Raw genomic sequence first — 22,238 nt, 5'->3', positions numbered from 1 at the left:
GAGGAGAACTTGGTATGTCTAGTAAAAATATCATTGTCGTAGGAGCGGGATTTTCTGGTGTATTTACTGCGCGTAAATTAGCTAAGAAATTAAAGAACACCGATTATCAAATCGTCTTGATTGATCGTCATTCATTTATGACTTATATGACGGAGTTGCATGAAGTTGCAACGAAGCGTGTTGAGCCAAAGCACGTCCAATTTGATTTGGGAACTTTGTTTAAGCACCAATCAAATGTAAAAATTGTCACTGCAAATGTTGAAGATATTGATAAGACGGCCAAGGTAATTAAGACTTCCGAAGGTGAATTTACGTATGAGAAGTTAGTTATCGCAACTGGTGGTACCACAAACACATTTGGTACACCTGGTGTTGAAGAATATGGGTACACCTTGTGGTCATTCGAAGAAGCCGTTAAGTTACGTGCACACATTGAAGAAACAATTCGTGAAGGTGCGATGGAGTCAGATCCAGCTTTGCGTGCAGCAAAGCTAACGATTGCAATTGTTGGATCAGGATTTACGGGTGTTGAGTTAGCTGGTGAATTGATTGATCAACGTCGTGAATTGGCACGCGCCAACAACTTGGACGAATCAGAAATTAAATTGGAAGTTATCGAAGCAGCGCCAACTATTTTGAACATGTTATCAGACCGTAAGTTAGCTGATAAGGGTGAGCAATACATGATCAATCATGGTATTAACTTGCGTAAGTCAGCAGGAGTCGTTGAAGTTAAAGAACATGCTGCTGTCTTGAAGGACGGTACTGAGGTGCCAACTGAGACTTTGGTATGGACTGCTGGTGTTAAGGCTAAGCCACAAGGTGCAAAGTGGGGCTTGCAACAAGGCCCTGGTGGTCGTTTCTTAGCTGATGAGTATTCACGTGCCCTAGGCGAGACAGATATTTATGTGGCTGGTGATGTGGCCGCTTATCAAGAGCCTGCCTTAGCAGACCCTGATAACCCACGTGCCGGTTGGACCCCACAAACAGTTGAAGGTGGTGAATCAGCTGCTAATACTGTTGTTCCTAACGTGGTCTATGATGTAACCGGTCAAACTGGTGATCGTCATGAATTTAAGGGTCACTACCAAGGTTATGCCGTTTCAATTGGTTCACACTACACAGTTGGTGTGGTACAACAAATTGGTAATATGAAGATTGGTAAAGAAGGTCTACCAGTTACTGGTTTCATTGGTAATATGTTCAAGCACATTATCAATTTCTACTTCTTTATGCAAATTACAAGTGGTTACCACATGTTCCAATATACATTGGATGAATTCTTCCGGACACCAAATGATCGTAACCCATTCTTTGGTTGGACATCACGTGTTGGTAACGTTTTGTGGTCAGTACCTTTGCGTATTGTCATGGGCATGACGTGGATTTCAGTGGGAGCAACCATCGGTGGTGGTGCTGGTATGTTAGCCGCTATCATTGGTTGGTTACTAGTCTTTGGTTTGTTGACATCATGGGCAGCCTTTGTTGGATTCATTTTTGGTTTGGTCATGGTCTTTGCTGGTACTGGTGTCAGTGTTGCCGCATTGTTACTACCATTTGCTTCACTAGCTTTGATGAACGGCGCTGGTCGCACAATTGGTTTGGATTACTGGGTAACACCACTTCTAGAGCGTACACTTGGTAAGTCATGGTACGGTAAGGCACGTTCACATTATAACGACATGCACAAATAATATATTAAAGAAATAAAAAATTACTGATGACTTTGCTAAAAAGTCACCAGTAATTTTTTTACGATTATTTTGGTTGATGTTGGGATGCATAAAATGCCGCAATCACACCGTGAGCAACACCAACATTGATTGAACGCACACTACCATATTGCGGAATGTAAACCATGGCATCGGCCGCAGCAATTAGCTCATCTGCTAAGCCTAGCTTTTCCTCACCAAATAAAAAGGCTGATTTTGCTGGGAAATGCATCTCATATAGTGATTGTGGTTCGTATCCTGGCGTGTTATCAACGGCATAAATGGTATAACCTTGTTTATGTAGTTGTGCAAAGATTGCTGGATAATCGGTGATGCGATGATGTTCAATATGTTCATAATTCTGTGTACCTAAGGAACCACGGCGATCCCATTTTTTAATGCCTTCTTTGGCATCAGGAATAGCTGGGTTTTCAGGATTTAAGAAAATCAATTTACGCATGCCAAATGCATTGCTGTTACGAACGGCAGATGCTTTGTTAAAGTCATGACTTAAATTTTGCATAATGGAAATCATATCACCACGGTGCATATCTAATGCAGTCCGAATTTCATCATCAGTTTTTCCTTTATAAAAATCAGTCACGTTACGGTAATCTGCGGAACGTGTTAAATCAATATCTGACATAAAAACTCCTTATTGATCAACTAGTGAATGACTAGCAAAAAGCGAATATAGTATGTTTTTATTCTAGCTGGGGGAATACAACGTGTCAAACGGGGTAAACACTGATAAAATAAGATGAATTGAACATTTCACAGCATATTGACCATTAATTTGTTATGATTATAGTTATGAGAAAATACAAAGGGGGCGCAGACATGACGCCAATTATTTCGTTGTCGCATGTGACTTACGCATATCCAAATAGTGATGTACCTGCCTTACGTGATTTGTCATTGACAATCAATCAAGGTGAGTGGGTGGCGATTATCGGACACAATGGTTCTGGTAAATCAACATTTGCAAAATTATTAAACTACTTATTAGCACCAACAGCTGGTGAAATTAAAATTAATGATGTGATTGCTAATGAAGAAAACATGTGGACGATTCGTGACATGGTTGGCATGGTTTTTCAAAATCCGGATAATCAATTTGTTGGGGCAACTGTTGCGGATGATGTCGCATTTGGGATGGAAAATCGTGGGGTGCCACGTGATGAAATGATAAAACGAGTGGATGCAGCGCTGGCAGAAGTTCAGATGAAGCCATTTGCTGATCGTGAACCAGCGCGTCTCTCTGGTGGACAAAAGCAACGTGTCGCGATTGCTTCCGTATTGGCGCTACAACCTAAAATTTTAATTTTAGATGAAGCAACAGCAATGCTTGATCCAAATGGGCGTCGTGAGATGTTAGCTTTAGTACGTGAGTTGAAAGAGCGTATGGGTGATGATTTAACAGTTATTTCGATTACACATGATATTGATGAGGCAGCGAGTGCCGATCGGGTCATCGTTATTAATGATGGCGAGCTCGTTGAAACAGGGTTACCAGCGGAAATTTTTGCAAATGCTGCACAATTACGTCGCTTTGGCTTGGCGGTGCCGTTTGCTGAACAATTAAAAGAACAATTACGTGAACGTGGTATTACCGTGCCAAATGAGTATTTGACAACAGAAGGGTTGGTGACATGGTTATGGCAATCAATTTCGACCAAGTAGGATTTACATATCAGCCTAATACACCATTTGCGACCCCTGGCTTGCATGATGTCTCGTTTGAAATGCCTGAGGGTAAATTTACGGCAGTGATTGGGCACACTGGTTCTGGTAAATCAACAATGGTACAACATTTAGATGGCTTGGTGTTACCAACGACAGGTCAGGTAACGGTTGGTAAGCAAGTTGTGACAGCTGATACAAAATTGAAAGAACTAAATAATATGCGAGCACATATTGGGTTAGTGTTTCAATTTCCAGAAGCCCAATTATTTGAACAAACTGTTATAAAAGACGTTATGTTTGGTCCTAAAAATTTTGGTGCATCTGAAGAAGTTGCTCGTGCTGCTGCTGAAGTGGCTTTGGAAAAAGTTGGTATTGCTTCTGAACTATATGAACGTTCACCGTTTGAATTATCAGGTGGTCAGATGCGGCGGGTTGCTATCGCTGGCGTTCTTGCTATGGAGCCAGATTTATTGATTTTGGACGAACCGACTGCTGGCTTAGATCCACAAGGACAACGAGAATTAATGACCTTGTTCACAGATTTACAGCATGAACGACAAATCACAGTTGTTTTGATTACTCATCAAATGGAATATGTGGCACAGTATGCTGACCATGTTGTGGTTTTTGAACACGGCACAGTGGTCAAATCAGGGACACCGACAGAAATCTTTGCTGATGAACAGTGGTTACACGAGAAACAATTAGATGTACCTGCAGCAAAGCAATTTGCAGATGCATTAGCGACAAAGGGTATTGTATTACATGATGTCTTAGATATTAATCAATTAGCAGATCAGTTAGCGGTACAATTAAGCAAGGAGGTGGATAATGTTCAGTAATATGATTATTGGGCGTTATATGCCTGGACATTCGTGGATTCATCGGCTTGATGCCCGTACAAAATTGGTGTTGAGCATTGCTTTTATCTTTGTGGTCTTCTTTGCAAATAATGTCATTGGCTATCTTTTAGCCGCAATATTTACCTTATTGGCTATTATGCTAACAGGACTCGGCGTAGGGGTGTTTCTACGAGGAGTACGTCCATTGATTTTATTGATGCTGATTACTACGTTATTGCAACTATTCTTCGTGCAAACTGGGGATGTGTTGGTTCATTGGGCGTTTATAACGATCACAACAGACGGTGTTATCAACAGTATTGTGGTATTTGTCCGTTTTATGTTGATTATTATGTTTTCAACGATCTTGACCTTGACCACGCAACCTTTGGCAGTAGCTGATGGGATGGAAAGTTTGTTAAAACCCTTTAAAAAAATTGGGTTACCAGTTTCTGAATTGGCGCTAATGCTATCAATTGCTTTACGATTTGTGCCAACATTGATGGACGAAGCACAAAGTATTATGAATGCGCAACGTGCACGTGGTGTGCGATTTAATGAAGGCGGTCTGATGGCACGTATAAAGTCATTTGTGCCATTATTGATTCCATTATTTGTGAATGCGATTAAACGGGCAATTGAGCTGGGAGATGCAATGGAAGCGCGTGGTTATCGTGGTGGTGACCAACGAACAAAATATCGCGTGTTAACATGGCATACGCAAGATACGATTGCTATTATTGGATTTATCATCTTTACTGTTGCTTTGATTGCAACACGTTGGATGATGTAGAAAGGATTTTAAACATGCCACGTTATAAAGCAACCATTGCTTATGATGGGACGGACTTCTTTGGCTGGCAGGTCCAACCAAATAAAAGGACAGTACAGGCTGAAATGGAATTAGTCGTTAATAAAATGGCAAAACATCCTGCTGAACATATTCGAGTACAAGGTTCTGGCAGAACTGATGCCCGTGTGCATGCAAAAGGTCAAGTCGCTCATTTTGATTTACCATTTGATATTCCAGCTGATGCTGTACGTAAGGGTTTGTCAACGATGTTGCCCTATGATATTGGCATTAAAAAAGTTGAAAAGGTTAGTGATGATTTTCATGCACAATTCAATGCGCATGATAAAACATACTTTTATCGTTTTTCAACGAGTGAATATATTGACCCATTTAAACGTAACTACACAGGTCATTGGCATCGGCGTTTAAAGCCGGAACTCATGCAACAAGCGATTGGTGACTATGTTGGTGAACACGACTGGTTGAGTTTTGTCGCTTCAGGTTATCAACAAAAAACGACCGTTCGCACAGTTTATTCAGCAAAAATGTGGGTCAAACCAGAGATTGAAGAAATTTGGTTTGAATTTTCAGGTAATGGCTTTTTGTATAATCAAATTCGTATCATGGTTGGTGTTTTATTAGAGATTGGTAATGGTGTGCGACCAGTAAATGACATTCAACGGTTATTTGCGGTTAAAGATCGGCAACAGGCCCAATTCACAGCACCTGCCCAAGGCTTATATTTAATGGATGTTAAATATTAAAAAAGATGAAAGATGTCAAGGACATTTCATTGACTATTCTCAAAAAACAAGATAAGATAGAACTCGGTATTGTTTACCAACCACAAATGGGAATGTCCTGGTACGACTTTTTAATTATTGGTAAAGTAAACAAACAGAAAACTGGAGGAAATTTTCCATGCGTACAACTTATATGGCAAAGCCAGGTGAGATCGATCGCAAGTGGTACGTCGTTGATGCAACTGATATTGCATTGGGACGTTTGTCAACTGTCGTAGCATCAATCTTGCGTGGTAAGAACAAGCCAACTTACACACCAAACATCGATACTGGTGATAACGTTATCGTTATCAATGCTGGTAAAGTCGCTTTAACTGGTAAGAAGGCCACTGATAAGATTTATTACCACCACTCAAATCACCCAGGTGGTTTGAAGATGCGTCAAGCAGGTGACTTGCGCGAGAAGAACCCACAACGTTTGATCGAACTTTCAGTTCAAGGTATGTTGCCAAAGGGTACTCTTGGTCACCAACAAGCTTTGAAGCTACATGTGTTTGCTGGTTCAGAGCACACACACGCAGCTCAAAACCCTGAAGTGTTGGATATCACCAACCTTATTTAATTTAACGAAAGGAGAATAGTTTAATCATGGCTCAAGTACAATACTCTGGAACTGGCCGTCGTAAGAACTCTGTTGCCCGTGTACGTTTAGTACCTGGTAATGGTGCAATCACGATCAATGGTCGTTCAGCAGAACAATACATTCCTTTCGCTAACTTGCGTGAGGTTATGGTGCAACCATTTAACGTCACTGAAACTCTAGGAAACTATGATGTTTTGGTTAATGTTGATGGTGGTGGTTTCTCAGGTCAAGCTGGTGCAATCCGTCACGGTATCGCCCGTGCCCTATTGACTGTTGATCCTGACTTCCGCGCTTCATTAAAGAAGGCTGGTCTACTTACTCGTGACCCTCGTAAGAAGGAACGTAAGAAGCCAGGTCTTAAGAAAGCTCGTAAGGCTTCACAATTCTCAAAGCGTTAATATTTACTATTACACTTTGCTGGGTTGTTAAAGATCCAAATACAAAAATGACTCCCAAGTTGGTTTTATCCAGCTTGGGAGTTTTTTGTATTGAAAATAATTAATGCTTCATCATGTGTGAAATCATGTTGATAATTTAAGATACTCCCAAAGCAACATATTGTTGCTTTGTATATTTTTTTGTTTTGCGATAATTAAATTATGGAACTACATAATTTAATAAAAATAAAAAGAGAAAAATTGGGATTAACTCAAGATGATATTGCATCTAAATTAAACGTCACAAGACAGGCAGTACAAAATTGGGAAAACGGTAAAAGAGCGATTTCTAATGATTTATTAGCAAAATATTTTGAAATATTAGACTTCAATGCTGAAGAAATATTAACAATATTTGGTTTTTTAACTGATGATAATTTAGAAATACAAGCAATTGATTATTCTACAGAAGGGATAAAAGATTTCCAAAGTCAAGCATCCAATTCAATGCTAACTAAATTTCCAACATTGTATTTAGGGGTTGGAAAAAAGAAAAATGAACATAACAATAAAACGAAACAATTGGCATATGTTGGTGAAGCTAACTCAATTGTCAGAAGGACAAATGAGCATTTAAACGCACCAAATGATAAATTGAACGCTATTAAAATTGATTCAGACAATCAAAAAGAAACACTATATATTATTGGTCATTCAAAATTTAATAAATCGGCTACTTTAGAATTAGAACAAATGTTTATGGATTCATTATTAGGGGATGAAAAATTTTCTAAAATTTACAATGGCCGTAATAATGGGTTATCCGCAGATTTTTATGAACGAAATGCGTATCGTCAGGGCGTATTTCCTGAAATTTGGAAACGACTATACAAAAAGGATGTTGTTTCAAGTTTGGAGGAAGTTCATAATTCTGCTTTATTTGCTAATAGTCCGTTTAAGTCATTGAGTAATAAGCAACTAAAAGCTAAAGAAATCATTGATGAAAAAATAGAAACAACTTTAGCAAATACGCAAGAAAATGCGGTTATAAAGATAGAGGGACTAGCAGGGTCTGGTAAAACAGTTTTAATGTCAAAGCTGTTTTATGATCTTTGGAAAAAGTCGACCGAAGATGTAGCCAATCATAAATCTGTGAGTTTGTTAGTACGTCATGAGCAGCAGCTTCGTGTGTATAAACAAATTGCTAAAAAGTTGAATATGGATAAAGATACTGTTATGGCTGTGCCAACTTTCATAAATAAAGGTCAAAAGGTAGATGTTTTATTAGTTGATGAAGCTCATTTATTATGGAGTGGAAATTATAGTCGAGTTAATAAGAAGAAATGGGAACCTGAATTGCAAGCCTTGCATAAATTAGCTAAGGTTTTGGTTCTAATATATGATCCAAATCAATTAACTTCTGCAAGATCTAAAATTTTTGACAATCCCCAATTGGAAAATATCATTAATGGAAAAGATACAATTACTGTTAGTTTGGATGAACAATGGCGAATTAATGCCAGTGAACAAACAGTTGCTTGGATTGAAGACTTTGCACATGGGAATGCTAATTCATTAGTAAATTTACCAGAAGATGATAAGTATGATATTCAATTTTTTGATAATGCAGCGAATTTTAAACAAGCTATTGAAATTAAAAACTTAAAATATGGGTTAAGTCGAATTGTTGCAACTTATGATTGGAAATATGCTCAAAAAGGTAAACCAAATAATGGTGAAAGATATTTTAATGTAACTTTTGGAAATGTTGTTATGCCTTGGAACTTAGAACTACCAGAGGTTCAAAAGAATCAACAAGAAGGTATACCTTGGCAAGAAATATCAGATAGTATTGGTGAAGTTGGTAGTGATTTTACGGTTCAAGGAATAGATTTGAATTACGTAGGTGTAGTCTTAGGGCCATCTGTTGTATGGAATAAAACAACAAATTCATTAGATATTGATGCTAATAAATCAAAAGATAAACAAAAAATGCGTAAAATCGATGGCACATATAATACTAAAGAGAATAAAAAATATTTGAAAAATGTTGTTAATGTGTTATTAACTCGTGGGGTACATGGTTTATATGTTTATGCGGTTAATGATGAGTTGAGAGAAAAGTTAATATCGTTAACAAAATAAGGTATACAATATAAATACTATTATTTAGAAAACGAGATGAATTTATGAAAGATATACGTAACTATTTTTCTGAACTAAATGAAACACAAAGAGATGTTTTAGAGTGGTTTTACAATAATCATAATACAGTACAAACGTTACCAACGAATTCAAAAACTGATATAGGTAATCAAATAGTCAGTCCAGCAGCGGGCATATTTAAACCTAAAAACACTAATTTCGTTATATCTGTAAAACAAACACTCAATGGTCCATATAAAGATTCAAATATAATTAAAAATAAAAAAGGAACGGGACTCTTTTTTTATCATCAAAAATCTGAAAGTAAGATTGATTCAGCGGACATTCACAGTATCTATTATGAGAAAAATAATGTAACAGAAAATATAGCATTAATGAATAATAAAAATAAAAATATACCAATTGGTGTTGTGATACAACAAAAAGAGAAAAAAGGAACTAGAAATGCATATAGATTTTTAATTGGTATGGTTTTATATTGGTATGAAGGATTTTTTATTATTCAGATTGCTAATAGCAATAAATTAATTAGCACTGATACAACTCTACAAGAAATAAGGAATTATTTGTATTCAGAGGATGATAATTCATTTAGTAAAGAATTGAACTTTAGTAATATTGTGGATGCAAGGGAAAAACAAAAAAGATCAATAGTAATTCGTCAAGGACAAACGACATTTCGTAATGAATTGCTTGATGCGTATAATAAAACATGTGCAATATCTGGTATTGATGTGGAACCAGTGTTGGAAGCAGCGCACATTTTTCCATATATGGGTACAGAAACAAATGTGGTTAATAATGGTCTTTTATTACGAAGTGATTTGCATTTGTTGTTTGATAAAAAACTAATTCGCATTAATAATAAATATATTGTTGAATTGTCACCGAATTTAAAAAATACAGTATACAGTAAATTTGATGGTGTAACATTGAATTTGCCGCATGATGTAAAAGATTATCCTGATAAAAAAGCATTGGCAAATCATTATGATTCTTGTGAATTTTAATAAAAATAACTATTTATTGTTTCCCTTGCAAAACCCCACCAAATCGAGTACCATTTTTATTAAATAACAATTAAAAATATACGTTGAAGAGTAGAGTAATTTTTAACTAACTTGTACAGAGAAGGTTGGTTGTTGAGAAAACCACAAGTGAGTGAAAACGAAAATGAACTTGGAGTACTAATAGTTATGCAAGTAGCTATTACGGATAGACACGTTATCGTCATAACTTATAAAGTATATAAGTTGCTAAGGTACTTTTTGTGAGAAAAGTACAAATTTAAGGTGGTACAGTGAAGCTTTCACCCTTTTGTTCAAAGGGCGTGGAAGCTTTTTCTATTGTTTTTAATTATCAATATTAGGGGATGTATTTTATCATGGAAAAAGCAGAGAAAATCAAAATTTTACAAGATTTAGTTACTATTAATACAGTCAATGGTCATGAAATTGTAGTTGCAAAGTATTTACAGAAGTTATTGGAAAATCATGGTATTGTAGCCAGCGTTGATGAATTTGATAATAATCGGGCGAACTTACAAGCATCAATTGGTAATCAAATTGCTGATGCTAAGATACTGGTTTTTTCAGGACATCAAGATACGGTATCAATTGATGACGAATCAGCATGGGAACATGGACCATTTGAAGCTTATATTGATGGTGATAAGTTGTATGGTCGTGGTGCAGCGGACATGAAAAGTGGTCTTGCTGCTGAAGTGATTGCATTAATCGAACTGCATGAAAATCCTGACGTAAATTTGAATGGTACGCTACGCTTGATTGTGACAGCAGGTGAAGAGTATGGTGCACAAGGGGCATATCGTTTAAATGAGCAACACGCAATTGATGATGCAGATGCCTTGGTAATTGGTGAAGCAACGGACGGACAAATTATTTATGCACATTCAGGCAGTTTTAATTATCGTATCAAGAGTTCTGGTAAAGCAGCACATAGTTCAACACCTGATCGTGGTATCAACGCTATCCAGGGATTAGTAAACTATATTAACGTAGAAAAAGATTTATTTAATGATGCACCAGAAGATCCGTATCTAGGTAAAGTACAGCATAGTATTACTGTTATTCGTGGGGGTGAACAGGTTAATACAATCCCTGCACAAGCTGAATTACAGGGAAATATTCGACCAACAGAAGCGTTTAATAATGCGAAAGTTATTTCGCGTATTCAAACAACAATTGATCAGTTGAATAAATTATATGATGCCAAACTTGAATTAGAAATTATTCATAATTTTGAGGCGGTTGAAACACAAAAAGATAACGATTTTGTCCAAATTGTGCAACAAGCAGCACAGACGGCTTTTGACGATCGACAAGTGGGATTAACCATTATGAATGGTGCGACTGACGCAAGTGTCTTTGTGAAAAATAATGTTGGCCTACCAACGGTGATTCTTGGACCTGATGGAGATACGGTCACTCATCAGTTGAATGAGTATACAACGATTAGTAGTTATTTGCGCTTGATTGATGCTTATCAAGGAATTGCTCGTAATTTTTTGAAGTAAATGAATGAGTAGATTCTTTATGGCAGGTGCTTTTATTCACCATTTTTTATATAATGAATTGATTAATATTAGAAACAGGTGGATTTTTTGATAAAGAAACATATTAGAAAACCAATTCGGTTTGGGTTTATTTTGGGGATTATTATTAGTCTTTTGGTAGCATGTGGTGTTGTGTTGATTTCACATCAAGTGAGTAACCAACATAGTAAAAACGAGTTAACACCTCAGACGAAAACGGTATCTCAGAAGACTTTAACTGTCAGATCTTTGACAAAAGAGAAGAAAATAGTCATGGTCAATTTAGGGTTATCTGAAATTTTAAATGAGAAACGGGCGACAAAGTTATTTGGTCAAAATATTTTTGGTACGAATCGTCAAAAAATTATGCAAGCTTCGTTTGACGCCGAATTAGGTGTAGATGGTAAGCATGTTAAAATAACAGCAATCGGTAATAATACTTATAAAATAGCGATTAAAAAGTTTATTTTTATTGGTTACAATAATCCTAAGTTTAAAGTATTGGACGAACATAATGGTATCTTTAGTTCATTTACGACGAATATTAGTGAAACAGATATGATTAATAAAGTATTAGATACAAAATCAAAACAGAAATATGTTGTTAAATATAATGATTTGTTGAAGCAATCAACCAAGGAATTCTATCAAAATATTGTTACTACAACCAACCCAAAAGCGAAGTTAATATTTGAATTTCCTAAAAAGTAATTAATAGGTGAATATGATTTAAATGGTTTATACTGTAGTTGTGGAGGGATAGTATGACTTGGAATAAAGAACAATTAGCATATTTTAAAGATCATGATGATTTTCATATTGCACCATTCCGTGCTAACGGGGTAGCAGGAACACCGACTTGGATTTGGTCTGTTGTTGTGGATGGACGTTTATTTGTTCGCGCTTATAATGGTGCAAATTCATCATGGTATCAGAGTGCAATGGCGCAGCAAGAAGGAAATATTGTATCAAATGAGGAACGTTTGGATGTTACTTTTCAATCAGAAAATGATCCAGCAGTTTTGGATAAAATTGACGAGGCATATCATTTAAAGTACGATCCTAGTCCATATGTTGCACCAATGCTTACAGAAAAAACAAGACATGCAACGGTTGAAGTTTTGCCTAAGTAAAAAATGGCTATATGTAGAATCGCTTGTTAAATAAATTTTTAAGTGTCACCCGGTAGTTAAAGTAAACATTTAACTGCTGGGTATTTTTGTAGTGGTAAAGTTCAATATAAGATAAGCATTGCACTGAAAATACGGCTTATTGATGTGTTATTTGCAATATGAGTTAATTTATTAGTTATTTTGAAAATGTTGGCGGCAATAAAGCGCTTTTTAAAATTACTATAATCATTTGTTAATAAAAATCAGGGATGACTATTTTTTATAAGCTTTATGCTTGTTTAATTTTTAAGTGCAATATATACTTTAACTAATTACTTTATAATCAAATTTTAATTTTATAATAAAGTAACCTACAAAATGACGTTTTTATAGCGGGATACATAAAGGGGTAAGTTCATGACAACAAAATATTTCGGGATGAAATCTGCGGTGGCAGTGTCCATTTTGATTGGTGGTATTGGCGTTACCAGTCAAACTGTGCATGCAAAAACATCTCAGGTTATTAGTACATATTCAAACACTGAAATTTCATCATTGGATACAGCTAAAGCAACTGAGACCAATGCATTTACACAATTAGATAATGTCACAGAAGGTTTGTATGTTTATGATAGCAATGGGAACCCAAAAAAGGCTTTAGCACAGAATACGAAGATTTCGGCTGATAAAAAAACTTATACAATTGATATTCGTCAAGGGGCTAAATGGAGTAATGGTGATACGATTACTGCTAATGATTTTGTTTATGCCTGGCGACGTGCAGTTAATCCCAAAACAGCGAGTGAGTATGCATACTTGTTCGACAATATTGAGAATGCTAAAGACATTGAAAACGGGACAAAAGATCCTAGTGAATTAGGAGTCAAAGCAACTGGTAAGTATCAGTTACAAATTCAGCTAGTGGCACCTCAATCATATTTCAAAATGATTCTGGCACGAGAAACGTTAGCACCATTGAATCAAAAGTTTGTGGAACAACAAGGTAGTAAGTATGGTACTTCTTCAAAGACGACGTTGTACAACGGTCCTTTTGTCAGCAAGGGTTGGTCAGGCTCAACAACGCAATGGACATTGAACAAAAATCCATATTACTGGGACAAGAAGCATGTTAAGTTAAGTAAGATTAATTATTCGGTGATTAAGGATCCGTCAACAGCATATAATTTGTATCAAACAAAGAAGTTAGATCAAATGACTTTGATTGGAGAACAAGCGCAAAAACTATCAAAACATAAAGATGTTGTTAAACGTCAATTAGCAGCAACTTCTTATTTGCAATACAATTTAAAGAGTAACTCTGGTGTCTCAAATACCAAAATTCGTCAGGCTATTTCGCTATCAATTAACCGTAAGCAATTAACAACACGTATTTTGAAGAATGGATCACAACCCGCAAATGGCTTTGTTCCTAGAAAGTTAGCGACTGATCCTAAGACCAATAAGGACTTTTACCAAGTATCAAAGGTTGCTAATACGACAAATTACAATCCAAAATTAGCTAAGAAGTTATTCGCGCAAGGATTGAAAGAATTAGGTAAGGATAAACTCAATGTGAAAATTATTACATCTGATGTGAGTTCATCTGAGCAAGTTGCCGTCTTTGTACAAGATCAATTAAAGAAAAATTTGCCTAAGTTACATGTTACTTTGCAAAAGGTACCAGCAAAGAGTCGTATTGAAACAGTTAATGCGGGCAATTACGATATTTCATTCCAAGGCTGGTCAGCTGACTTTGCAGATCCATATACTTTCTTGCAAATCTTCCCAAGTGATAGTGCGCAAAATCACACGGGTTGGTCAAACAAGGTTTATGATCAAGCAATTACAGATTCTCTAAATAAGGATGCTGCAAACAAGCAAGCACGTTTTGATGATTTGGTAACGGCTGAAAAAGAGTTGATGAAGAGTCAAGTGGTGACACCAATCTATCAAAGCAATACTGAAGATTTGGTAAATTCACATCTGAAGGGTATTTCTTATAATCGAATTAATGGACATTACAGCTATAAGACAGCTTATCTCAAATAATTAGCGGACAATAATTTTAATAAAAGGAGTGAATATAGTGAAAGAAGCAGCAGAGATTGAACTTATTAAAGATTTTTCAAATTTAAATGGTGTGCCAGGATTTGAAACTGAAGTTGCCCAATATTTTGAAAAGCGAGCAACGCCGTATGGAAAAGTTACGCGTGATGGTATCTTCAACAGTTATGTTGATCGTCCTGAAAATACGGGTAACAAACCGGTGGTACAAATTGATGCACACGCGGATTCGGTTGGCTTTATTGTACAAGCGATTCGTCCAAACGGGTTAATCAAGTTTGTGACATTAGGCGGTTGGGCACCAACTAATGTGCCAACGACACGCGTACGTGTACGTAATAAGGATGGTCAGTATATTAAAGGAGTTGTTGCTAGTAAGCCACCTCACTTTATGACTGAAGAAGAAAAGAAACAAGTGCCAAAGATTGCTGAAATGTCGATTGATGTCGGTACAACTAGTCGTGAAGAAACAATCCGTGATTTTAAGATCAATACAGGATGTCCAATTTTCCCTGATGTTGATTGTGAGTATTACCCAGCAACACGTCTGTTTTTTGGGAAAGACTTTGATAATCGTGTCGGCTCAGCTGCTTTAGTAGATGTTTTAGATCAAATTCATGATGATAACCTTAATGTTGATGTGGCTGTTGCTTTGTCAACTCAAGAAGAAGTTGGGACACGTGGTGCTAAAGTTACTGCCAATAAAATATCACCGGATTTAGCTATTGTTTTTGAGGGATGCCCGTGTGATGATACATTCGAAGAAGATTGGTTAATTCAAACAGGATTGAAGCGCGGTCCAATGCTAAGAGATATGGATACATCATTTATTGCTAATCCATTATTCGAGGAATATGCTGCTAAAATTGCTGATGAACATCATATACCATACACACGTTCTGTCAGGACCGGTGGTGGTGTCAACGGGGCACCTATTCAATACTGGAATGGGGCACCAACGATTGTCATTGGGATTCCAGTTCGTTATGAACATACAGCCTATAACTGGACATCTTTAGATGATTTCCAACATGCCGTTGCTTTAACAGTTGAAATTCTAAAAGATTTAGATGCTGCCAAGATTGCCAAATTCTTTGGTTGATTGTTAAAAAAGCGGTGGATCAATAACTAAAAATTAAATCGAGGATTCAAAAAAAGCTATCTCTATTTCAGATGAAAGGAGATAGCTTTTTTGCGTGTTGTTGGTTAAATCATTTACAAAATTTTTGCTGGCACGACGATTTTCTGATTGTCGATAGTTTCATGATTTAATTGTTTGAACATTAATTCAGCGGAAATGCTCCCCATGAGAAACGGATTTTGTGTAATTAATTTTGAATCTGGATTAATTGCATGGGCGGTATTCGTATCAGCAAATCCTGTAACTGTCACATTTTTATTATCAATCAGACCGTCAAATGTTAATAATGGTACAAATTCTAAGAACCAACGTTCCTTTAACGAGAAAATCAAAGTCTTCTCGTTATTTTTTTTAATCAATGTTTGAATTTCTTTATAAATTTTCTTTTTATTATAAGAATCTTCAGGTATTTCAACCATATCAATATTAGGCATGACGGACTGAATACCAAGAAAACGGTCTCGTCGGGTTGAAATGCTATCAATAGGTGATGTTAAAACAATGACATGTGAATACCCTTCATCTTTAAACATTTGTGTAGCAGTTTTCGCACTTTCAAAGTTATCAGTTAATACTTGGGGCCAGATAGATGTATCAAGATTGCGATCTACAATGACGATCGGTGTATCAGTATACATTTCAGAAAAAATATGTGACATGGTTGTGACATTTGGTTGGAAAATAATACCATCAAAATTATATGTACTGGTTGTTTTAATTATCTGGCTTTCCTTTTCATTACTCGCATTACTATCAAAAAGTACGGCTATATATCCTTTAGATTCTAAGAACGAGCTAGCTCCTTTAAATAATTCTGTTGAGAAGTAGTCATCAATATTTGACACGATGACGGCAATTAACTTACTTGAATTGGTCACCATTTGTCGGGCAGCAGCGTTTGGGATATAGTGTAATTTTTCAATTGCTTTTTTGATTGTTAAGGCTGTACCATTGGACATTTTATCTAAATTGCCATTTAAGAATCGTGAAACAGTCGTGGTAGATACACCTGCCAAATGAGCGACGTCTTTCATATTCGCTTTTCTTTTCTTTTTTTCGTCGACCATCGTTTTCCTCCATTACCTTTATTAAACGTTATTATAAATCAATTATAAAATACGGTCTAAAAAGATGTTTTTAATGATATAAAGATATCACAATTTATAGCAATGTTGTGAGAAAAATATACTTTTTTTTTAAACGTAAAAGTATTGAAAAAAGATGAAACAATTGTATCTATCCTGAATATAGTACGCCTTACTAGGGTAACGCTACACCAAAATAAATATTTTTCAATTAATTTAACGATAAATTGCTTTTTTAAAGCTAATAAAGCGCTTGCAAAAATTAGGGGTAGCGTTTAACATAGTGGTTGTGGGAAAACGTTACACCATTAAAAGGGGAGGAATAGTATATGGCATGATGAATTAACTTACTTAATAGTGAATGAGGGTTAGAAGATAAATTTATATTAGTTAAATAGACGATAATGGGGGTTATCATGACAGTAATTTTAAATACATGGATTTTTGAAAAAGACGTTAAGCAAGGTGTTAGCCAAGTACAACTTGTTGATCGTGTTAAGGCATTAGGTGCTGATGGTATTGAAGTTCGGCGTGAATACTTCAAAGATTTAGACAAAGAACTTGCACAAGTTGGGGAAAGTGCTCGTGAAGCTGGTCTGATCGTTAACTACAGTGTCCCAGATGTTGTCTTTTCTGAAGATGGTTCTGTTAATCCAAAGTTAATGGACTACTTCAAAGAAGGTGAAATTCTAGGTATTTCAAAGATTAAATTTAACACAGGCCATTTTGATAAGTTTGATGGTGATTTACAAGCAGCCTTTCGTAAGTTCCCATTAAATAAGATCGAAATGAATGTTGAAAATGACCAAACGATTCTGAGTGGTAAAGTTGCACCAATTAAGACGTTCTTAGATGCAGCTCATAAAGTTGGTTATACAGGTATTGGTTATGTTTATGATCTTGGTAATTGGGCATTTACGCATGGTGATGCCATTGCGAGTGCGGATGCGTTACGTGAATCAACAAATTATATTCATTTAAAGAATACAGTTAATGTTGATGGTGAATTAAGCACTTCAGATGATTTAGATAAGGGGATTTACGATTGGCGTGACATTTTGACACACTTACCACATAATGTGTCATTTGCTTTGGAATATCCAATGGATACAGATGAACAAATCAAGCAACAAATTCAGTTATTGAAAGCCGAGATAGGTGATTAAAATGAGTTCAACTATCATTTCAATACTATTATTAATATCTTTTGCAATCTTTATTTTCTACATTTTAAAAGGTGGAAACTTAGTCATTGGATTCTTTGTCATGGCTATCCTGTGGTCAATTATTGGTTTGGTACCATTTAATACAGCCATTCAAAAAGTTTTTGCTGAACCAGCATTGAATTATGGCCCAACGATTATTTATATCGTATTTGGTTCATGGTTTGGTCGCGTATTGGTTGATAGTGGGATTGCACCTGCTATTTCTGAAGCAACTAATAAGGTAGGGAAAAAGAAACCATTAATTGCAGCAATTCTAGTTATTATCGTAACCGCCTTTATCTTCGTTAGTGCTTACGGTGTTGGCTCTGTTATTGCAATTGGTGTTATCTTGCTACCAATTCTATTATCTGTTGGTGTGCCTCGTGAAATTGCCTTGACAGCTTTCTCATTGGCAATTGGGGCACCAATGTATGTCAACGTGGTTTTGTATAACCAAATTAAAGCATTCTTCCCCCATGCAGTTTATGGTGGTAAATACTTACAATTTGGATGGACTGCTGCATTAGTCCAATTGGCGATTGTTATTATTTTCTTAGTTTTGATGAGAAAGAAGTTTAAGCCACAAAATGCAGAGGAAAACTTAAAGATTATCGGTGCTAACTTCAGTGAAAGTGGCGAGACGGTTAAGAAAGTGCCTTATATCGCTTACATTGTGCCAGTTATTCCAGTTGCAATGAACATGTTATTCAAGTGGGATGCGATTCCATCACTTGTCCTATCTGTTATCGTTGCCATGCTCTTAACTGGTAAGATGAAGAGCTATAAGGAAACGGTCAACTTCATTAATAGTACTGTTGCACAAGCAATTAGTGATATTTCAGGTTTGATTATTTTCTTAATGGCCTTGATTATGTTCAGTGGTGCTGCAACATTAAATGCACAACACTTCGAACCATTATTTAATGCTATTTTGCCACATAGTCATTTGATTTTGGCCATCGCACTTGGTGTATTAGCACCATTAGCTTTGTTCCGTGGCCCATTACATGTTTGGGGTGCCGGTGCAGCAACAGCAGCCGTTTTGTCAGGTACCGGATTATTCAATGATGCATTCTTACTACCATTGCTTTACGTACCAACTTTGATGGCTGTTTCAACAGATATCACACAATCATGGAACGTTTGGGGATTAGATTACATGAAGGTTAAGTCGAAGGACTTCTTGAAGTATGGTGTTCCAGTGATGTGGCTAGTTTCAATCATCAACGAAGTGCTAGTATACGTATTCTTTGGTTAATTAAAATAAAAAAGAGGGAAAAAAGATGAGTGAGTTTATTACAATTGGAGAACCATTAGTGACATTTGCGTCAAAGGATGCAGATATTTCATTGGCTGATGCAATTAATTTTCATAAAATTATGGGGGGTGCTGAATTAAATGTCGCTATTGGCGTTTCGCGTTTGGGGCATAGTTCAGAATATATTTCACAAGTGGGTGCAGATCCATTTGGACAATTTGTGAAGAAAACAATATTGAGTCATAATGTTGGTACGACTTATATTTCTGAAGATGCTGACCATTTTACTGGTCACCAATTAAAGCAATTAGTCACACACGGTGATCCAGCAACTTTTAATTATCGTAAAGACTCTGCGGCATGCCATTTAACAGAAGCAGTCATTGATCAAGTTGATTTATCTGATGTGAAAATTGCACACATGTCAGGAATTTTCCCTGCCATTTCAGATATTGCTGAAAATACATTCCGGACATTGTTTAAGCGACTTATTGATAAGAATATTTTGACAACGTTTGATCCTAATCTACGACCAACGCTTTGGTCATCAAAAGAAAAAATGATTTCAACAATCAATGAGTTGGCTGGTATGGCAGATATTGTCTTACCAGGTATGGAAGAAGGAAAGATTTTGATGGGCTCAGATGATCCTGAAAAGATTGCTGACTTTTACTTACAAGGTGAGCGTACTAAGACCGTTATTGTTAAAATTGGACCTGCTGGTGCATATGTTAAGACACAAGATGGTGAAAGTTATACTGTCAAAGGATTTAAAGTTGAAAAAGTAGTCGACACCGTTGGCGCAGGCGATGGCTTTGCATTAGGTGTGATTACAGCCTTATTGGAAGGAAAGTCACTAAAGGCTGCTGTGTTACGTGGTAATGCAGTCGGCGCATTACAAGTTCAAACGCTTGGCGATAATGATGGCTATCCAACACCAGTTGGCTTAAAAGAATTTTATATTAAAGAAGGAGTATCCGAAGAGTAATGAAGTTACAAGTAGCGATTGATAGAGTGTCACTTGAAGAAGCAATGGCAATTGCCCATCGTTTGGATGGTAAAGTAGATATTATCGAATTAGGAACTTCTATCGTAAAAGATTATGGGTTAGAAGCACTTAAGAAAAATGCCTTTCATCTTGAAAAATCCGAACTTCTGATCGATTTGAAAACAATTGATGAAGGAGAATATGAATTTAAAAAAGGCTTTGAAACAACAGCTGACATTTTAACGGTCATGGGTAGTTCCTCAAATGGCACATTAAATCAAACCTATCAAATTGCACAAGATGCGAAAAAAGATATTTTTATTGATTTAATGGAAATCAATGATGATAGATTAAATGATATGCCCGAATTACCAAACGCTATTTTTGGATTGCATCATGCAAAAGATTCTGGTGAATCATTTGATGCGGTTGATACGATCAAACAATTTCATGAAAAGCACTCACAGATTAAACGGATAGCTGTTGCAGGGGGCATTGATATTGAACAAGCTAGCAAAATTGCCGCACAGGGCATTGCAGATATAATCATTGTCGGTAGTAAAATTGCTGGGACGTCTGATCCAGTTAATGCAGCACAAAAATTTATGGAGGCAATTAAATGAAGTTGATCGAAGAAGTTGTTAGTGAAGTTACTGAAGTGATGTCATTAGTTGATGAACACCAATTAGAACAGGCTGAAAAATTAATTGATAAGAACAAACGTATCTTTATTTTAGGGGCTGGACGTTCTGGACTAATGGCTAAAGGTTTTGCAATGCGCTTGATGCATATTGGTTACACTGTGTTTGTTATTGGTGAAACAATTACACCATCCATTCAAGCTGGTGATGTTTTAGTGTCAGTGTCTGGATCTGGGAAAACAGGTAGTGTTTTGAATCCTAGTAAAAAAGCAAAAGAAACTGGCGCAACTTTAATTGCCGTGACAAGTGACCATCAATCACCTTTGGGTCAGATTGGGGATGCAACAATCGTTGTACCTGGCGCAACCAAAACAGGTGATGGTGTGAAATCAATTCAGTTATTAAGTACGTTATTTGACCAGAGTGTTCACATTACATTAGATATTTTATGTTTAATGATTAGCCGACGTGATCATATTTCTAATGATTCTGCTAAAGCGACTCATAGTAACATGGAATAGTAAGATAAGAGGGGAGTGTCATGCAAAAAGTTGAAACATTATCACGTTTGGGGACCGCTGGTGTCGTATCAGTGGTGCGTGGTGAAACAAAAGAAATGGCGTATAAAACAGCGTTAGCATGTATAAAAGGTGGCGTTAAAGCGATTGAATTAACATTCACAGCACCTGCAGCTGATGAGTTAATTAAGCAAATCAATGAAGAATTTGCTGATGATCCAGAGGTAATTGTTGGTGCTGGGACAGTACTTGATGCGATTACTGCGAGAGTTGCTATTATGGCAGGGGCAAAATTCATTGTTAGTCCTGCATTTGATCGTGATACAGCATTCATTTGTAATGAATACCAGATACCATATTTGCCAGGTTGTATGACTATTAACGAGATTCAAACGGCTTTGCGTTATGGCGCTGATGTTGTAAAAGTCTTTCCTGGTAGTTCTGTCGGTAAAGGCTTTGTCAAAGCAATTAAAGCACCATTACCATTTGTTAATGTGATGCCAACTGGAGGTGTTAACTTGAATAATATGCACGAATGGTTTGAGTTAGGCGTTGTCGCAGTTGGTGCTGGTAGTGATTTGACTGGTGCGGCAGCAACTGGTGATTTTGATAGTGTGACGGCACGTGCCAAAGCATACCATAAAGAATATTTACGTATTAAAAATTAAATAAAATAATTTTCCAGATAAATAAATAAAGAAACAAAACTC

22 protein-coding genes are annotated in these 22,238 nt (G+C 36.4%); 20 read left to right on the top strand and 2 right to left on the bottom strand.

Annotated elements, in window-relative coordinates:
- The first annotated feature begins 14 nt into the window (after positions 1-14).
- Positions 15-1,694: an NAD(P)/FAD-dependent oxidoreductase gene (locus AC3B5D_RS06900; RefSeq protein WP_489840759.1), complete on the top strand. Its 1,680-nt coding sequence runs from the start codon at positions 15-17 to the stop codon at positions 1,692-1,694.
- Positions 1,695-1,758: 64 nt separating this feature from the next.
- On the opposite strand, the gene AC3B5D_RS06895 is transcribed toward AC3B5D_RS06900, so the two are convergent.
- Positions 1,759-2,358 carry a TrmH family RNA methyltransferase gene (locus AC3B5D_RS06895; RefSeq protein ID WP_489840760.1) on the bottom strand — a complete coding sequence of 200 codons (600 nt, stop codon included), beginning with the start codon at positions 2,356-2,358 and terminating at the stop codon, positions 1,759-1,761.
- Between the two features lie 194 nt (positions 2,359-2,552).
- Here AC3B5D_RS06895 and AC3B5D_RS06890 point away from each other — a divergent pair, with 194 nt between their 5' ends.
- The 13 genes from AC3B5D_RS06890 (at position 2,553) to AC3B5D_RS06830 (ending at position 15,794) form a co-directional block, all read left to right on the top strand.
- Complete coding sequence (locus AC3B5D_RS06890) at positions 2,553-3,395, top strand: energy-coupling factor ABC transporter ATP-binding protein (protein ID WP_489840761.1); 843 nt, start codon at positions 2,553-2,555, stop codon at positions 3,393-3,395.
- Positions 3,371-4,240, top strand: coding sequence for an energy-coupling factor transporter ATPase (locus AC3B5D_RS06885; protein WP_489840762.1), 870 nt, complete (start codon positions 3,371-3,373; stop codon positions 4,238-4,240). Before AC3B5D_RS06890 ends, AC3B5D_RS06885 begins: the two co-directional genes overlap by 25 nt.
- Positions 4,230-5,033 carry an energy-coupling factor transporter transmembrane component T family protein gene (locus tag AC3B5D_RS06880; RefSeq protein ID WP_489840763.1) on the top strand — a complete coding sequence of 268 codons (804 nt, stop codon included), beginning with the start codon at positions 4,230-4,232 and terminating at the stop codon, positions 5,031-5,033. The genes AC3B5D_RS06885 and AC3B5D_RS06880 overlap by 11 nt, the downstream gene beginning before the upstream one ends.
- A gap of 14 nt (positions 5,034-5,047) precedes the next feature.
- Positions 5,048-5,797, top strand: a complete 750-nt coding sequence (gene truA, locus AC3B5D_RS06875) for a tRNA pseudouridine(38-40) synthase TruA (protein ID WP_489840764.1) — start codon at positions 5,048-5,050, stop codon at positions 5,795-5,797.
- Positions 5,798-5,954: 157 nt separating this feature from the next.
- Positions 5,955-6,398 carry a 50S ribosomal protein L13 gene (rplM, locus tag AC3B5D_RS06870; protein ID WP_002827909.1) on the top strand — a complete coding sequence of 148 codons (444 nt, stop codon included), beginning with the start codon at positions 5,955-5,957 and terminating at the stop codon, positions 6,396-6,398.
- A gap of 26 nt (positions 6,399-6,424) precedes the next feature.
- Positions 6,425-6,817: a 30S ribosomal protein S9 gene (rpsI, locus tag AC3B5D_RS06865; protein WP_002827907.1), complete on the top strand. Its 393-nt coding sequence runs from the start codon at positions 6,425-6,427 to the stop codon at positions 6,815-6,817.
- A gap of 201 nt (positions 6,818-7,018) precedes the next feature.
- Positions 7,019-8,941, top strand: a complete 1,923-nt coding sequence (locus tag AC3B5D_RS06860; RefSeq protein WP_489840765.1) for a DNA/RNA helicase domain-containing protein — start codon at positions 7,019-7,021, stop codon at positions 8,939-8,941.
- A 44-nt stretch (positions 8,942-8,985) separates the two neighbouring features.
- A complete protein-coding gene (locus AC3B5D_RS06855) occupies positions 8,986-9,972 on the top strand; it encodes an HNH endonuclease (protein ID WP_489840766.1) in 987 nt (328 codons plus the stop codon).
- Positions 9,973-10,346: 374 nt separating this feature from the next.
- Complete coding sequence (locus tag AC3B5D_RS06850) at positions 10,347-11,498, top strand: ArgE/DapE family deacylase (RefSeq protein ID WP_489840767.1); 1,152 nt, start codon at positions 10,347-10,349, stop codon at positions 11,496-11,498.
- Between the two features lie 87 nt (positions 11,499-11,585).
- Positions 11,586-12,227 carry a hypothetical protein gene (locus tag AC3B5D_RS06845; protein ID WP_489840768.1) on the top strand — a complete coding sequence of 214 codons (642 nt, stop codon included), beginning with the start codon at positions 11,586-11,588 and terminating at the stop codon, positions 12,225-12,227.
- A 53-nt stretch (positions 12,228-12,280) separates the two neighbouring features.
- The gene (locus AC3B5D_RS06840; RefSeq protein ID WP_489840769.1) at positions 12,281-12,649 is read left to right on the top strand and encodes a DUF2255 family protein; all 369 of its coding nucleotides are present in this window, start codon (positions 12,281-12,283) and stop codon (positions 12,647-12,649) included.
- Between the two features lie 396 nt (positions 12,650-13,045).
- Positions 13,046-14,677 carry a peptide ABC transporter substrate-binding protein gene (locus AC3B5D_RS06835; protein WP_489840770.1) on the top strand — a complete coding sequence of 544 codons (1,632 nt, stop codon included), beginning with the start codon at positions 13,046-13,048 and terminating at the stop codon, positions 14,675-14,677.
- A gap of 37 nt (positions 14,678-14,714) precedes the next feature.
- Positions 14,715-15,794: a M42 family metallopeptidase gene (locus tag AC3B5D_RS06830; protein WP_489840771.1), complete on the top strand. Its 1,080-nt coding sequence runs from the start codon at positions 14,715-14,717 to the stop codon at positions 15,792-15,794.
- Between the two features lie 113 nt (positions 15,795-15,907).
- On the opposite strand, the gene AC3B5D_RS06825 is transcribed toward AC3B5D_RS06830, so the two are convergent.
- The gene (locus AC3B5D_RS06825) at positions 15,908-16,900 is read right to left on the bottom strand and encodes a LacI family DNA-binding transcriptional regulator (protein WP_489840772.1); all 993 of its coding nucleotides are present in this window, start codon (positions 16,898-16,900) and stop codon (positions 15,908-15,910) included.
- A 434-nt stretch (positions 16,901-17,334) separates the two neighbouring features.
- Here AC3B5D_RS06825 and AC3B5D_RS06820 point away from each other — a divergent pair, with 434 nt between their 5' ends.
- From AC3B5D_RS06820 to AC3B5D_RS06795, 6 genes are read left to right on the top strand one after another with little or no spacing between them, the layout of a single operon-like run.
- Positions 17,335-18,084 carry a sugar phosphate isomerase/epimerase family protein gene (locus tag AC3B5D_RS06820; protein WP_489840773.1) on the top strand — a complete coding sequence of 250 codons (750 nt, stop codon included), beginning with the start codon at positions 17,335-17,337 and terminating at the stop codon, positions 18,082-18,084.
- A 1-nt stretch (position 18,085) separates the two neighbouring features.
- Positions 18,086-19,381 (top strand): gluconate:proton symporter, encoded by a 1,296-nt coding sequence (locus AC3B5D_RS06815; RefSeq protein ID WP_489840774.1) that lies wholly within the window; start codon positions 18,086-18,088, stop codon positions 19,379-19,381.
- A gap of 25 nt (positions 19,382-19,406) precedes the next feature.
- Positions 19,407-20,369 (top strand): sugar kinase, encoded by a 963-nt coding sequence (locus tag AC3B5D_RS06810; RefSeq protein WP_489840775.1) that lies wholly within the window; start codon positions 19,407-19,409, stop codon positions 20,367-20,369.
- The gene (locus AC3B5D_RS06805) at positions 20,369-20,992 is read left to right on the top strand and encodes an orotidine 5'-phosphate decarboxylase / HUMPS family protein (protein WP_489840776.1); all 624 of its coding nucleotides are present in this window, start codon (positions 20,369-20,371) and stop codon (positions 20,990-20,992) included. The genes AC3B5D_RS06810 and AC3B5D_RS06805 overlap by 1 nt, the downstream gene beginning before the upstream one ends.
- On the top strand, positions 20,989-21,531 hold the full coding sequence (gene hxlB / locus AC3B5D_RS06800; protein ID WP_489840777.1) for a 6-phospho-3-hexuloisomerase: 543 nt from the start codon (positions 20,989-20,991) through the stop codon (positions 21,529-21,531). The genes AC3B5D_RS06805 and hxlB overlap by 4 nt, the downstream gene beginning before the upstream one ends.
- A gap of 20 nt (positions 21,532-21,551) precedes the next feature.
- The gene (locus tag AC3B5D_RS06795) at positions 21,552-22,196 is read left to right on the top strand and encodes a bifunctional 4-hydroxy-2-oxoglutarate aldolase/2-dehydro-3-deoxy-phosphogluconate aldolase (protein WP_489840778.1); all 645 of its coding nucleotides are present in this window, start codon (positions 21,552-21,554) and stop codon (positions 22,194-22,196) included.
- Positions 22,197-22,238 lie beyond the last annotated feature (42 nt).

The organism is Weissella sp. ESL1177 (assembly GCF_058107185.1).
Note: the sequence above shows the minus strand (reverse complement) of the source record. Positions and strands in the feature narration are given on the sequence as shown.

What these genes read in the sequence shown, in the direction of transcription:
- hxlB (WP_489840777.1), top strand. Translation starts at nt 20,989, where the DNA reads ATGAAGTTGATCGAAGAAGTTGTTAGTGAAGTTACTGAAGTGATGTCA.
- AC3B5D_RS06815 (WP_489840774.1), top strand. Translation starts at nt 18,086, where the DNA reads ATGAGTTCAACTATCATTTCAATACTATTATTAATATCTTTTGCAATC.
- AC3B5D_RS06835 (WP_489840770.1), top strand. Translation starts at nt 13,046, where the DNA reads ATGACAACAAAATATTTCGGGATGAAATCTGCGGTGGCAGTGTCCATT.
- AC3B5D_RS06810 (WP_489840775.1), top strand. Translation starts at nt 19,407, where the DNA reads ATGAGTGAGTTTATTACAATTGGAGAACCATTAGTGACATTTGCGTCA.
- AC3B5D_RS06820 (WP_489840773.1), top strand. Translation starts at nt 17,335, where the DNA reads ATGACAGTAATTTTAAATACATGGATTTTTGAAAAAGACGTTAAGCAA.
- AC3B5D_RS06895 (WP_489840760.1), bottom strand. Translation starts at nt 2,358, where the DNA reads ATGTCAGATATTGATTTAACACGTTCCGCAGATTACCGTAACGTGACT.
- rplM (WP_002827909.1), top strand. Translation starts at nt 5,955, where the DNA reads ATGCGTACAACTTATATGGCAAAGCCAGGTGAGATCGATCGCAAGTGG.
- AC3B5D_RS06900 (WP_489840759.1), top strand. Translation starts at nt 15, where the DNA reads ATGTCTAGTAAAAATATCATTGTCGTAGGAGCGGGATTTTCTGGTGTA.
- AC3B5D_RS06890 (WP_489840761.1), top strand. Translation starts at nt 2,553, where the DNA reads ATGACGCCAATTATTTCGTTGTCGCATGTGACTTACGCATATCCAAAT.
- AC3B5D_RS06850 (WP_489840767.1), top strand. Translation starts at nt 10,347, where the DNA reads ATGGAAAAAGCAGAGAAAATCAAAATTTTACAAGATTTAGTTACTATT.
- AC3B5D_RS06885 (WP_489840762.1), top strand. Translation starts at nt 3,371, where the DNA reads ATGGCAATCAATTTCGACCAAGTAGGATTTACATATCAGCCTAATACA.
- truA (WP_489840764.1), top strand. Translation starts at nt 5,048, where the DNA reads ATGCCACGTTATAAAGCAACCATTGCTTATGATGGGACGGACTTCTTT.
- AC3B5D_RS06840 (WP_489840769.1), top strand. Translation starts at nt 12,281, where the DNA reads ATGACTTGGAATAAAGAACAATTAGCATATTTTAAAGATCATGATGAT.
- AC3B5D_RS06805 (WP_489840776.1), top strand. Translation starts at nt 20,369, where the DNA reads ATGAAGTTACAAGTAGCGATTGATAGAGTGTCACTTGAAGAAGCAATG.
- rpsI (WP_002827907.1), top strand. Translation starts at nt 6,425, where the DNA reads ATGGCTCAAGTACAATACTCTGGAACTGGCCGTCGTAAGAACTCTGTT.
- AC3B5D_RS06795 (WP_489840778.1), top strand. Translation starts at nt 21,552, where the DNA reads ATGCAAAAAGTTGAAACATTATCACGTTTGGGGACCGCTGGTGTCGTA.
- AC3B5D_RS06825 (WP_489840772.1), bottom strand. Translation starts at nt 16,900, where the DNA reads ATGGTCGACGAAAAAAAGAAAAGAAAAGCGAATATGAAAGACGTCGCT.
- AC3B5D_RS06860 (WP_489840765.1), top strand. Translation starts at nt 7,019, where the DNA reads ATGGAACTACATAATTTAATAAAAATAAAAAGAGAAAAATTGGGATTA.
- AC3B5D_RS06880 (WP_489840763.1), top strand. Translation starts at nt 4,230, where the DNA reads ATGTTCAGTAATATGATTATTGGGCGTTATATGCCTGGACATTCGTGG.
- AC3B5D_RS06855 (WP_489840766.1), top strand. Translation starts at nt 8,986, where the DNA reads ATGAAAGATATACGTAACTATTTTTCTGAACTAAATGAAACACAAAGA.